The sequence below is a fragment of the Mesorhizobium sp. M7A.F.Ca.CA.001.04.2.1 genome (genome assembly GCF_003998485.1).
Taxonomy (GTDB): Bacteria; Pseudomonadota; Alphaproteobacteria; order Rhizobiales; family Rhizobiaceae; genus Mesorhizobium; species Mesorhizobium ciceri.
The window spans coordinates 68,142-81,024 of sequence record NZ_RZQT01000001.1 but is presented as its reverse complement, the minus strand read 5'-3'; the positions used below and the strand labels follow the sequence as shown (position 1 = coordinate 81,024).

At 63.7% G+C, this 12,883-nt stretch carries 8 protein-coding genes; 4 read left to right on the top strand and 4 right to left on the bottom strand.

Going from position 1 to position 12,883, the window contains the following annotated elements; translation table 11 throughout:
• Window positions 1–30: 30 nt before the first annotated feature.
• The 4 genes from EN955_RS00360 to EN955_RS00345 all read right to left on the bottom strand — a co-directional run bounded on the left by EN955_RS00360 (window position 31) and on the right by EN955_RS00345 (window position 7,401).
• On the bottom strand, window positions 31–1,287 hold the full coding sequence (locus EN955_RS00360; protein ID WP_024503176.1) for an Hsp70 family protein: 1,257 nt from the start codon (window positions 1,285–1,287) through the stop codon (window positions 31–33).
• A 169-nt stretch (window positions 1,288–1,456) separates the two neighbouring features.
• Window positions 1,457–2,248: a TIGR02186 family protein gene (locus EN955_RS00355; RefSeq protein ID WP_013533664.1), complete on the bottom strand. Its 792-nt coding sequence runs from the start codon at window positions 2,246–2,248 to the stop codon at window positions 1,457–1,459.
• Window positions 2,248–3,171: a sulfite exporter TauE/SafE family protein gene (locus tag EN955_RS00350; RefSeq protein WP_013533663.1), complete on the bottom strand. Its 924-nt coding sequence runs from the start codon at window positions 3,169–3,171 to the stop codon at window positions 2,248–2,250. Before EN955_RS00350 ends, EN955_RS00355 begins: the two co-directional genes overlap by 1 nt.
• Before the next feature lie 192 nt (window positions 3,172–3,363).
• Window positions 3,364–7,401: a peptidoglycan-binding protein gene (locus tag EN955_RS00345; protein WP_024503175.1), complete on the bottom strand. Its 4,038-nt coding sequence runs from the start codon at window positions 7,399–7,401 to the stop codon at window positions 3,364–3,366.
• Window positions 7,402–7,856: 455 nt separating this feature from the next.
• On the opposite strand from EN955_RS00345, the gene EN955_RS00340 reads away from it, so the two are divergent.
• From EN955_RS00340 to EN955_RS00325, 4 genes are all read left to right on the top strand, one after another.
• A complete protein-coding gene (locus EN955_RS00340; protein WP_013533661.1) occupies window positions 7,857–8,315 on the top strand; it encodes a MerR family DNA-binding transcriptional regulator in 459 nt (152 codons plus the stop codon).
• Window positions 8,316–8,622: 307 nt separating this feature from the next.
• A complete protein-coding gene (locus EN955_RS00335; protein ID WP_024503172.1) occupies window positions 8,623–10,413 on the top strand; it encodes an acyl-CoA dehydrogenase in 1,791 nt (596 codons plus the stop codon).
• A 46-nt stretch (window positions 10,414–10,459) separates the two neighbouring features.
• The gene (locus tag EN955_RS00330) at window positions 10,460–11,632 is read left to right on the top strand and encodes an acyl-CoA dehydrogenase family protein (protein ID WP_024503171.1); all 1,173 of its coding nucleotides are present in this window, start codon (window positions 10,460–10,462) and stop codon (window positions 11,630–11,632) included.
• Window positions 11,633–11,665: 33 nt separating this feature from the next.
• On the top strand, window positions 11,666–12,874 hold the full coding sequence (locus tag EN955_RS00325; protein ID WP_024503170.1) for an acetyl-CoA C-acetyltransferase: 1,209 nt from the start codon (window positions 11,666–11,668) through the stop codon (window positions 12,872–12,874).
• The last annotated feature ends 9 nt before the right edge of the window (window positions 12,875–12,883 follow it).

The window sequence follows — 12,883 nt, the reverse complement described above, 5'->3', positions numbered from 1 at the left end:
CTCCAGGAGGGTCTATCGGTATGGACGGAATCAGCCGAACTTGCGTTGCGCATCCAGCGCCAGGCCAAGTCCGACCGAGCCGAACATGTCGCCTTCGATGACGGATGCCTGCGGCACCAGCGACAGGATCTCTCGTTTGGCCAGCGGGATCGCGGTCGATCCGCCGGTCAGGAACACCGCGGTGATGTCGGACGGCTTCACCTCAGCGTCCCTGATAGTCTGCCCGACCGTTGCGGTGACCCGCTCGATGTCCCTGGCAATCGTCACGTCGAGCCCGCTGCGCGTGATTTCGGCGGTGAACTCCGCACCCGGCAGCTTCACAGCGACCTCTGCGGATGACCTGTCGGTCAGCTCTATCTTGGCCTTCTCGACACGTGCGGCCAACGCGTGTCCGTAGCGGTGTTCGACGACGTGGATGAAACGGTCGACCAGGTCGGCGCGCTCGGCCTCGTAGCGGATCTGGCGCAGATGCGTCATCGCCTTGGCGGTGTAGACCAGGTTGATGCGCTGCCATGTGGCAAGGTCTATGAAATAGCTTGCCGGCAGGTTGCGCTTGCCGTCCTTGGTCGGCGTCAAATAGCCGAGTTGCGGCATGACATGGGCGATGCTCAGCAGCCGGTCGAAATCCGTGCCGCCGATATGGACGCCCCGGCTGGCCAGGATGTCGTCCTTGCGGTCGAGCGAACGGGAGCGCTGCGGCGAGACGCGCACGATCGAGAAGTCCGACGTGCCGCCGCCCATATCGATGATCAGCGCCAGCTCCTCGCGTGTCACCTTCTGCTCGTAGTCGAGCGCCGCCGCGATCGGCTCGAACTGGAAAGCGATGTGCTTGAAGCCCTGGGCACGCGCGGCGTTCTCGAGTTCGCTTTGCGCCTTCGCGTCGGCCTCGGCATCGTCATCGACGAATTGCACCGGCCGGCCAAGAACGACGGTCTCGACCGTATCGCCGGCATCGGCTTCCAGCCTCTTCTTGAGATGGCCAAGGAACATGCCGACGATCTCCATGAAGCCGATCGACCGCGATTTGATGCGGGTCTTTTCATGGGCCAGCGAACTGCCGAGCACGCTCTTCAGCGAACGCATCAGCCGGCCTTCGATGCTGTCGGTGTAATTGGCGATGGCCTGGCGGCCAAAGCAGGTGCGGTTGTCCTCGAAGTTGAAGAACACGGCACTGGGCAGCGTGACCTGGCCGTTCTCCAGCGCGACGAGGCGCGGCTGCCCGTTGCGGACCACGCCCACGGTGGAGTTCGAAGTGCCGAAGTCGATGCCGCCGAAGGCTGGTCGCATGACAAGTTCCTGCATTTGTCGTCGGCGAGCCGACAGGCGCCATGAGAAATCGCGCGCTGTCCGGGGACGGGCTGCTCTGCCGAACCGAATTGTTTGTGTCTGCCATTTGGCTGGGGAGCGCGGTCTACCGCATGCCTCGGCAAAGGGAAACCACTTTTCGGGGAAAATCCTAATCTCGCCGGAAGATCAGCCTTCCGAGCCAGCCGGTCAGCATGGCCAGCGATATCGCGAAGACGCCGTAGAGGAAGGAATAATTGTGCGCGACACGGAAGATCGACTGCTCGAAACCGGATTTGCGGATTTCGAGCTGGGCCGAGCTTTCCTTGATGAACAGGCCGCTCTTGAACAGGAACGCGCGGGCTTTGTGGGTTCCAACCGGCACATTTGGCGCCAGCCTCACTGTGGCGCGGAAAAGGTTCTGCGACAGGAATTGCACGCCGCCGACATTCTCGCTGTAGAGCCCGGTCGCCGACTTGCGCTCCCGCAGTGCCGCCGTGAACTCCTCGATCGTCGCCGGGCTGTCGCCGGCATCGGCGGGCTGCATATAGAGGTTGGAGGCGCCGAGCGACAGCTGCTTGTAGCTGTTGGGTTCGGTGATGTCCTGCAGCGGCCGCGTCGTCGCCACCGAATAGGAGACCGGCACGTTTTCGAAGGTCTCAGAGTCCAGATTGACCCAGACGCCGAGCACCCTGTCCTTGCGGCGCACCACCACCGGTTTGGGCGGACCTTCGAGCACGACGATGACGTCGTAGCGGCCCTGGCGCGCGACGAGTGGATCCGGGTTTTCCAGCGAACCGAAGATGGTTAGATCGGCCCCGGAAAAACCGGCGGTGATCGAGACGTTGTCGGTGGAGAGACCGATCTGGATGCCTTCGGTCAGCGGGACCTGTGCCTTCGCCGGCACGGCGGCCGCAAGCAGCGACAGGACAATGGCGGTTGCGAATGTGCTGCGAGCCTTCATCAGTTGAGGCCCGCGGCAGACAGCGAATAGAGGTTGGGCGGGGTGACGAAAAGATCGATCGCCAATCGTATCGCCACCGCCAGCACCAGCAGTGCCAGCAAGGCCCTGAGCTGCTCGCCGCGCAGCCTCTGGCCGGCCTTCGCGCCGTACTGCGCGCCGGCGACGCCGCCCGCCATCAGCAGGAAGGCCAGCACGACATCGACTGTCTGGTTGGTGGTGGCGTGGACCAGCGTCGTATAGGCGGAGGTGAAGATGATCTGGAACAGCGAGGTGCCGATGACGACATTGGTCGGCACTTTCAGCAGATAGATCAGTGCCGGCACCATGATGAAGCCGCCGCCGACGCCCATGATCGACGACAGGAAGCCGATGCCGGCGCCAAGGCCAAGGACAGGGATGACGCTGACGAACAGTTTTGACGCCCTGAACCGCATCTTCAGCGGCAAGCGGTGGATCCAGTTGTGCTGGCCGGATTTCTTCAGCACCGGCGCCGCACCGCTGCGCGTGGCGCGCAGCGCATTGACGCTTTCGACCAGCATCAGCCCGCCGACAGTGCCGAGCAGCACGACGTAGAGCAGCGAGATGAACAGGTCGAGCTGGCCGAGCCTGCGCAGGAAGGCGAAGACGTAGATGCCGCCGGTGGAACCGACAATGCCGCCGGCCAGCAACACCCCGCCGAGCTTGAGGTCGAGCGTACCGCGCTTCATGTGCGAAAGGACGCCGGAGACGGAGGAGGCGATGACCTGGTTGGCGCCAGTGGCTACAGCGATCGCCGGAGGGATGTTGTAGAAGATCAAGAGCGGCGTGATGAGGAAGCCGCCGCCGACGCCGAACATGCCCGACAGGAAACCCACCGCCGCGCCCATGGCCAGCAGGACGAAGATATTGACGGAAATTTCCGCGATCGGGAGATAGATGCCCACCCGTCAGTCTCGATCAGTTCTGCCTGTCGGCGAATGCAACCGTTGCGGGCATCTTGGACCGACAAGCCAATTCGTTCTTGCGCCGGAGGTGCTGCGAAGTCAAACCGCGCTACGCCGCCGAAACAAAAAACATCTCAATCAGTTAACAGGCGAATGTGTGGCAAGGGCGTCGTGGAAGCGACGCCTCTGCCGTTATTTGCGCGCCAGCAGTGCCTTCACCAGGTTTTCGTCGACTTCGCCGGTCGCCGCCATCTTGTTGTCGGTCTGGAAAGCCATGATCGCGGTCTTCGTTTTCTGGCCCATCTTGCCGTCGGCGCCGCCGGCGTCGTAGCCGTTCTTGTTGAGAATGCGCTGGATGTTCTGGACGGCCTTCTTCATGTCGATGCTGGCGGTCGTCTGCGGCGCGCCGTCCTGCCAGGACTCGGGAATGTCGGCCGAGTTGGCTGCCGCATCCAGCGGCTTGGCCTTCCACAGCTCGGTCGCGGCGCGGGCGCGCTCGAGCTGCTCGGGCCGCAGCGCATTGGCGATCTCGTCACGCTTGGCCGCCGCATCCTTGTCGCCGGTCTTGGCGACGAGCGCGAACCATTTGTAGGACTCCTCGAGGTTCTGCTTCATGCCGACGCCCTTGGCGGCGAGGATGCCGAGATTGAACTGGCTGTCCTTGACGCCGACGTCGGCCGCCGCCTGGAACCAGTGCGCGGCCGATTCATTGTCGGTCACGCCGTCAGCCGCCATGGCAAACAGCACGGCCAGATTGTGCATGCCGCTGGCGTTGCCCTGTGCCGCGGAAAGCTGGTACCAGGTCTTCGCCTTCTTGATGTCGCGCGCGACGCCGATGCCCTTTTCGTAGAAATTTCCGATACGGTATTCGGCCGGCGCGAAGCCGAGTTCCGCCGATTTCTCGTACCATTTGGCCGCTGCCGCCATGTCTTCCTTGACGCCGCGCGACTCGGCATAGCGCGAGCCGATTTCGAACAGCGCCTTGGCGTCGCCGCTGGCAGCGGCATCACGCAAGGCGGCCGGGCCGGCGTCAGCAGGAATGTCGAATTTTGCCGTCGTCGCCGGCGAAGCGTCCACCGGCGGAACCGCGCCCGTGGTGTCCTTGGCGGTGGTCGGCTCTGTCGCCACAGGCTGGATGCCGGTGGCGGTATCGGTATCGGCAGGTTCGGCGGCGACCGGAACGGTCGAGGCCGGCGCAACCGAAGCTGTCGTCGTCTCGGACACCGCTGGGTTCGCATCGGCCGATGTAGCCAAGGCGACGGGGGCGGGAACCGGTTCTGCGATCGGCGCGGCACCCGTCGACGGCTCGGCGCCTGGCGGCGTGGCAATCATGCTTTGCGCGGCCATGTCGTCCTTGGTTGCCGGTGCGGATGGCTCGGCCTGTCTGACGGTGCGGTCAGGCATGCTTTCCACTGCCGCGGGCTGCGCGTCCGTCTTTGGCTGGCTCGCGGCATCGAGCGAGGCGGTTTGTACCGGCTGCGAGGCGACGATCGGCGCAACGTCGTTGCTTGCCACCTGGGCGGGATCGGCGAAGAAGGCCTTGCCCAGTTGCAGGGCGCCCAGCGCCAGCAGGATCGCGGTTGTCCCCATCAGGATCGGCTTGCGCCGTGCCTTGAGCAGGTCGCCGATCCGCAGTGCCTTCACCGGTCCGGTCACCGTCGACTGGCGCTTCAGCGCATCGGCCTCGGCGGCCGCGGCCTGCGCCGCGCGCCGGGCAGCGGCGATGAAATCCGATTTCGCGGCATCGGTGTCGCTGGGCTTGGCCGGCTGGCCGCGCTCGTCACGCACGCGCTTCATGATGGCATTGAGGTCAGGTGCGCCGGAGCCGGGCTCCAGCGGCCGGTTGGCCATTTTCGGATCGAGCGGCTCGTCGAGATCGACGCTCGGTATTGGGGCACTCGGCGCTGAGCCGGCCAGTGGCGGGATATCCGCCTCCTTCTTGCCCTTGAAGGCGCGGGCCAGCCCGCCGAACAACGATTTGCGGCCGCCGGCCTGTCCGCCTTTCTGGGCGATCGTGTCCGAACCGAGCGCGGCCATGGCCGCCGCCGCGGCAGCCTCGGCCGGCGTGCGCGTGCCAATACCAATACCGAGGTCGCTACGCATACCCAGGTCGCCGCGTGCACCCGGCTCATTGCGCAGGATGGCGGCGGCACGGCCATCGAGATCTGCCATGTCCCCAGTCAATGGCAGGGGCTGATCGATATCCATCGACGGCGCGTCGACGGCCATTTTGGGTCGGCGCACGCCGCGCCAGTTGCTCGGCTCGGCCGGTGCCGCATCCAGCAATTCGCTCATCGCCTCGACCGGCTCGCCGGGTTCGAGCGAACCCAGCCGGTCGACGATCTTGAGCAACGTATCGTGGATGGCCTCGAACGTTCTCGAATTGCGTTCGTCGGAGCGCCGCGTCAGCGTTTCAAGCGTCTTCAAATCCTGGGCGAGGCCGGAAACCGCGGTCGCATTGGCGCTCGAACCGGCCAGCGATTGCACTGCGTTCTCGGCCGCTTCGCGCGCCGCGCCAAGGATGGAATCGCGGGTTCCTGCGAGCGACTTTTCAATTTCGTTGAGACGCGGGCTGATGTCCTCGAATTCCGGCAGCGGGGTGCTGGGCTTGGAAAGATGAGCCGACAGGCCGGCAACCTGTGCTTCCAGGCTGCGGATCAGCGCCGGATCGATGCCGGCGACCTGTGCGGCCGACGCGTCCAGCCGGCTTGAAATGTCTTCGAGCCGGCTCTCCAGGCCGCGGATCGCCGCTTCGCCCGCGGGATCGGGCACACGCGTTTCAAGGCGCTTGGCGAGCGCCGTAAAGCGGGCATCGATGGCTTCCATGATGCCGACGCTGTCGACCTGCGGCATGCGCTGGTCGAGCCTGTCAGCAACCTCGTCCAGCCTGCGCTCGAGATCGCGGAACAGCATGTTGCCCTGTTCGATGGCGTCACCCTGGCGGCGTTCCATCATGCTCGACAGCACGTCGAAGCGTTGCTCCAGCCCATGGAAGATGTAGTCGGCGTCAGGCATGGCGGGTGCCTGGTCGATCTTGTCGGCGATGAATGCGATCTGCTTGGCCAGGCGCTCCATCGCCTGCTCCGGCAGATTGGCGCGGCCGGCGAGTTCGTCGACCCGGCCCGACAGCGTGCTCAACCGGTCCATGACCGCGTTGCCGGGACGATCCTGCGCCACTTCCTGGATCTGGCCGGCAAGCGAGTCGATCCGTCTCTCTATGCGCTCGAAAGCCTCGTGGTCGAATGAATTGGCTTGCGCGGCGACCGTCGATGCCACGATGGCGCGGGAAATCTCGTCCAGCCGCTCGTCGATCATGCCAAGCGTGTCGCTGCCACGATTGTCTTGCTGGCTGGCGAAATGGTCGACAGCGCCGGCAAGCGTGCGCACCTTCTCCTCCAGCGAGCGCAGCGACAACGATTCCGGCAAATTGTTGACGGCATTGCTGATCTGCTCGAGCCGGGCGGTGAGAGCAGACAGGCCCGGGTCGTCCGAGCGCTTGCGCTGGTCGGCGTCGACGCGGTCTTCGAACGCCGTCCAGCGGCGATCGAAATCGTCCCAGCGGCGGTCGACCTTCTGCACGCTCTCTTCGCGTGCCAGCGTTTCGAGTGCGGCTTTGACCTGTTCGAGCTCGAGGCGCAGCATGTTGACGCTTCTGTCGTCGCTCTTCTCGGCCAGGGTCTGGATGGCGCCCGAAAGACGCTCGAACTCAAGGCCGAGTTCAGCACTGCCCTTGGCCGAAGCACCGGGCCTTGCGCCTGACTGGAAGGCCCGCTCGATGTCCTTGCGCAGCGCTTCGAATTCCCGCTGCAGGCCTGCGGTCATCTGGTGGCGCAATTCCTCGCGCATGCCGCGCAATTCGCCGGCGATCTTGCCGACCATGGCAACGCCATCCTCCTGGCCGCGCACGCGATCGATATCGCGGGCAATGGCCTGGTAATTCTGCTCGAAAGCGGCGGCTCCCTGCATCGGGCTCTTCGGACGCGACGCGGGCTGCGGGTCCTCATACCAGCGCTGCTGGCCAGAGGGCCGGGCGGCGGGGTAGCGCGCATCGGCACCATATTGGCGGGGATCGGGTTGGCGGAGTTCGGGACGTGCCATCGGATCCTCGCGCGTCCGCTCCAGCCGCTGCTCCAGTGTCTCCAGCGACTGGTTCAACTGATCGAGCGTGGTCTGCGGCCTGCGCTGCCTGCCGGCATTGAGTGTATCGAGATAGGACCGCTTGCTGTTCATCGGTGCGTCCGTCTTTCAGAATGGCTGGCTCGCGGCCAGTTCCCCCAGGTCCCTATCGGAACGAAGGCGACCGGCGGCGATGCCGCGGCGGAAGACGAGCTTCCCGGGCTCTCGCCCGCGCTCCGAAAAACCGTGAAAAATTCGATACAGGATAAACACGGGTAGCCGACGCGCCCACATTTCCCCCAACGTGGTAAACAACGCGTTAACCAAACTTAAGAAATCGAAAGGATGTTGGCTGCCGGCCTGACGGTGCGGCATAAAGGGCGGGGCGCAGAACGCCCTTGCGTCATCCTGCGGCAATCGGTATAGAATTGACGTAAACGTAAAAGGCGCATTGAGCGCATGTTTGCGATTTGTTTGTTGAAACCACGACTGGAAGCAGGCCCCCGCTTCCAGTCAGGCGACGCCTGGTCCAGGACCGCGACGCCACCAGACGGGGAAAGCCAGTGACCATGAAGCTTATCTCGGCCGGCGAGACCGCGGCCAATACCAATATGTCTGCCGAAGCCGGCGAGGACCTCGTCCGCATCGGCGAGATGGCGAAGAAATATGGAGTGACGCTGCGCACGCTGCGTTTCTACGAAGACAAGGGCCTGCTCAACCCGCAGCGCGACGGTTCGACCCGTCTCTACACGCGCCGCGACAAGGCCCGCCTCAAGCTGATCCTGCTTGGCCGCAAGGTCGGATTCTCGCTGCGCGACGTCAAGCAGATGATGGATCTCTACGATCCGACCGGTTCAAACACCAAGCAGCTCAAGCTTGCGCTGGATAAGTCGGAAAAGCAGCTTGCCCGCCTGCAGAAGCAACGGGCGCTGATCGACGACGCCATCAACGAACTCAGCGGCTCGATGTCGGCGGTGCGCCAGATGCTGAGCGAGCGTTCGGCGCCGCAGGCGAGCGCCGCCAGCTGAAGCAATTCCGTCAGGAATTGCGCCAGACACCAAGTCGTCTGCTGATTGTCCGAGTTCTGTCTAGCCGCGTGGCCTGCCACGCGGCTTTTCGTTGTCCTGGCCCACTCTTATGGCCTTTCGGCGCTGGCTTGCGCAACGTCGCGCCGCTACGCTCATTGCTCCAGGGGGCGGGGAATCTTGTCGCATCGAGAAAATTGACGTTTACGCAAACGTCAATTTTTGCTATCCCGCTCCCAATATGGGTCCGCATGCCGCCCTGGCTTGTCTTCGGGGCATTCGGACCGGGTTTGCAGGGTGGAGAAAAAGCATGCCGACATACAGGGCTCCGGTCCAGGATACGCTGTTCGTGCTCAACGAGGTTCTGGGTTATCAGCGTTATTCGAACCTTCCCGGATTTGCCGACGCCACGCCCGATGTGCTCGAGGCGATCCTCGCCGAAGGCGCCAAGCTCGCCGAAAACGTCATGCATCCGCTGAACCGTGTCGGCGACATGGAAGGCTGTGTGCGTCACGACGATGGCTCGGTGACCACGCCGAAAGGCTTCAGGGAGGCCTTCGACCAGTACCGCGAGGGCGGCTGGATGGGATTGGCCGCACCCGTCGAGTTCGGCGGCCAGGGCCTGCCCTATGCCGTGCACACCGCCGTCGCCGAATATATGGTCTCGGCCAATATGTCCTTGATGATGTATCCGGGCCTGACGCAGGGCGCAATCGCGGCAATCATCACCCACGGCACCGACGAGCAGAAGGCGACATGGTTGCCGAGGATGATCGAGGGTGCCTGGACCGGCACCATGAACCTGACCGAGCCGCATTGCGGCACGGATCTCGGCCTGTTGCGGACCAAAGCGGTGCCGAACGGCGATGGCACCTATAAGATTTCAGGCCAGAAGATCTTCATCTCGGCCGGCGAACACGACATGTCGGACAACATCGTCCATCTGGTGCTGGCCCGCATCGAGGGTGCGCCGGAAGGCGTCAAGGGCATCTCGCTGTTCATCGTGCCGAAGCTCAAGCTCGACCCGTCGGGCAATCCGGGCAACAGGAACACCGTCTCCTGCGGCTCAATCGAGGAGAAGATGGGCATCCACGGCAATTCGACCTGCGTCATGAACTATGACGAGGCTGAGGGCACGCTGCTCGGCGAGCCCAACGGCGGCCTGAAGGCGATGTTCACGATGATGAACGAGGCGCGCCTCGGTGTCGGCCTGCAGGGGTTGTCGCTGTCGGAGATCGCCTATCAGAACGCTGTCGGCTACGCCAAGGACCGTTTGCAGGGCCGCTCATTGTCTGGGCCGAAGGCGCCGGACAAGAAGGCCGATCCAATCATCGTCCATCCCGACATCCGCCGCAGCCTGATGACCATGAAAGCCTTCAACGAGGCCGGCCGCGCGCTGGCGCTGTGGACGGCGATCAAGTCCGACATCGCCCACCGCTCCGGCGATGACAAGGATCGCCAGGCCGCCGACGACTACACCGGCCTGATGACGCCGGTGGTCAAGGGCGTGCTCACCGACAAAGGGTTCGACCACGCCGTCATGGCGCAGCAGGTGTTCGGCGGTCACGGTTATATCGAAGAGCACGGCATGAGCCAGTTCGTGCGCGATGCCCGCATCGCCATGATCTATGAAGGCGCCAATGGCATCCAGGCGCTCGACCTCGTCGGCCGCAAGCTTGGTTTGCATGGCGGCCGCGCCGTGCAGGCCTTCTTCAAGGAAGTCGGCGAATTCTGCGAGGAGAACCGCGCTAACGAGAAGATGGCGCCGTTCACCAAGGCGTTGAAGAAAGGTCTCAACGATTTGCAGGCGGCGACCATGTGGCTGGTGCAGAACGGCATGGCCAAGCCCGACAATGCGGGTGCCGCCTCGACCGACTACATGCATCTCTTCGGCCTTGTCGCTCTGGGCTATATGTGGGCGCAGATGGCCAAGGTGGCACTTGGCAAGACGGACGCCAATGGCGCGCAATCTTTCTACGACAACAAGGTCGTGACGGGGCGCTTCTTCATGGAGCGGATCATGCCGGAGACGTCGGCGCATCTCGCCCGCATTTCGAGCGGCGCCGACACATTGATGGCACTGCCGGCGGAAGCGTTCTAAGCTCGACTTCACTGGCCTTTCTGTCTGTCGATACGCGGAGGAAATCGTGGCGACAAATCCCGCCGAAGTGCTCTCTTTGCCGAAGCCCGCCTGGGCGGCGGACGAGGTCGGCATGCTCTACGACATGGCGCATCGCTTCATGTCGGAGGAGATCGCGCCGCGCTACGACGAGTTCGAGAAGAACGAGATGGTCGATCGCGAAAGCTGGCTGAAGGCAGGTTCCGCCGGCCTGCTCTGCGCTTCTATGCCGGAGGAATATGGCGGCTCCGGCGGCACCTTCGCGCATGAGAGCGCCATCATCGAGGCCATTGGCCATGTCGGTGTCGACGGGTTCGGCATCGGCCTGCACAATTCGATCGTCGCGCCTTATATCCTCCACTACGGCTCCGAGGAGCAGAAAAAGAAATGGCTGCCGAAGCTGGCGACCGGCGAGCTGATCGGCGCCATCGCCATGACCGAGCCCGGCGCCGGCTCCGATCTGCAGGGCGTCAAGACGCGAGCGCAGAAGGATGGCAACCACTACAAGATCAATGGCTCCAAGACCTTCATCACCAACGGCCAGCTTGCGAACTTCATCATCGTCGTCACCAAGACCGATCCGGAGAAGGGCGCCAAGGGCACCTCGCTGATCGTCGTCGAGACCGACGAGGTGGAAGGTTTCCAGCGCGGCCGTAACCTCGACAAGATCGGGCTCAAGGCCAACGACACGTCGGAGCTGTTCTTCAACGACATGCGCGTGCCGACCTCCAATTTGCTCGGCCACGAGGAAGGGCAGGGCTTCGTCCAGTTGATGCAGCAACTGCCGCAGGAGCGGCTGCAGATCGGCACGGGCGCCATCGCCATGATCGAGCGGGCGCTGGCGCTGACCATCGACTACGTCAAGGAGCGCAAGGCGTTCGGCAAGGCGATCATCGATTTCCAGAACACCCAGTTCAAGCTGGCCGAACTCAAGACCGAGGCCACCATCGGCCGCGTCTTCTACAATGATTGCGTCACCCGCCACATCGCGGGTGGCCTCGATCCCGTGACAGCGTCGATGGCCAAGTACTGGCTCAGCGACCTGCAGGGAAAAGTCGTCGACGAATGCCTTCAACTGCATGGCGGCTATGGCTACATGAATGAATACCCGATCGCCCGCATGTTCCGCGACGCCCGCGTCCAGCGCATCTACGGCGGCACCAACGAGATCATGAAATTGCTGATCGGACGCTCTCTCTGAAGGCGACATCAGGCAAACCCAAGGAGCAAGCAAATGGCTGAAGCTTATGTCTATGACGCCGTGCGCACACCGCGCGGCAAGGGCAAGAAAGACGGATCGCTGCACGAGGTGCCGGCGGTGCGGCTTGCCGCCAAGACGCTCGAGGCGCTGCGCGACCGCAATGGGATGGACACTGCAAACGTCGACGACATCATCTTCGGCTGCGTCGATCCGGTCGGCGAGGCGGGTTCGGTCATTCCGCGCGCCGCCGCCTTCGAGGCCGGCTACGACACCAAGGCGCCCGGCATGCAGATCTCACGCTTCTGCGCTTCCGGGCTCGACGCCATCAATTTCGGTGCCGCCAAGATCGCGCAGGGAGCGGACGAGATCGTCATTGCCGGCGGTGTCGAATCGATGTCGCGCGTCGGCATGGGCGCCTCGGGCGGTGCCTGGTTCATGGATCCTTCGGTCGGCCTGCCCGGCTGGTTCGTGCCGCAAGGCATCTCGGCCGACCTGATCGCCACCAAATACGGCTTCAGCAGAGACGACGTCGACGCCTATGCGGTCGAGAGCCAGAAGCGCGCCGCCAAATCCTGGGCGGATGGCCGCTTCAAGAAATCCGTCATCCCGATCAAGGACCAGAACGGCCTGACCATCCTCGACCATGACGAGCATATGCGCCCGTCGACCGACATGCAGTCGCTGGCCTCGCTCAACCCGTCCTTCGTCATGCCCGGCGAAATGGGCGGCTTCGATGCGGTCGCGGTGCAGAAGCATCCCGAAGTGGAAGAGGTCAACCACGTCCATCATGCCGGCAATTCGTCCGGCATCGTCGATGGTGCGGCGGCCGTGCTGCTCGGTTCGAAGAAGGCCGGCAAGGCGATGGGGCTGAAGCCCCGCGCGCGTATCCGCACCTTCGCCAACATCGGCTCCGAGCCGGTGCTGATGCTGACCGGTCCGGTCGACGTCACCGAGAAGCTGTTGAAGCGCGCCAAGATGAAGCTCTCGGACATCGACCTGTTCGAGCTCAACGAAGCCTTCGCTTCGGTGGTGCTGCGCTACATGCAGGCTTTCGACATTCCGCATGACAAGATCAACGTCAATGGCGGTGCCATCGCCATGGGTCATCCGCTCGGCGCCACCGGCGCGATGATCTTCGGCACGGTGCTGGACGAACTCGAGCGGCGCGATCTCAACACCGCTCTGGTGACGCTGTGTATCGGCGCCGGCATGGGCACCGCAACCATCATCGAACGCGTCTGACGGGGAGAG

Excerpts from the sequence above, each read along its gene's own strand:
- EN955_RS00360 (WP_024503176.1), bottom strand. The coding sequence starts at position 1,287 with ATGCGACCAGCCTTCGGCGGCATCGACTTCGGCACTTCGAACTCCACC.
- EN955_RS00325 (WP_024503170.1), top strand. The coding sequence starts at position 11,666 with ATGGCTGAAGCTTATGTCTATGACGCCGTGCGCACACCGCGCGGCAAG.
- EN955_RS00355 (WP_013533664.1), bottom strand. The coding sequence starts at position 2,248 with ATGAAGGCTCGCAGCACATTCGCAACCGCCATTGTCCTGTCGCTGCTT.
- EN955_RS00345 (WP_024503175.1), bottom strand. The coding sequence starts at position 7,401 with ATGAACAGCAAGCGGTCCTATCTCGATACACTCAATGCCGGCAGGCAG.
- EN955_RS00335 (WP_024503172.1), top strand. The coding sequence starts at position 8,623 with ATGCCGACATACAGGGCTCCGGTCCAGGATACGCTGTTCGTGCTCAAC.
- EN955_RS00340 (WP_013533661.1), top strand. The coding sequence starts at position 7,857 with ATGAAGCTTATCTCGGCCGGCGAGACCGCGGCCAATACCAATATGTCT.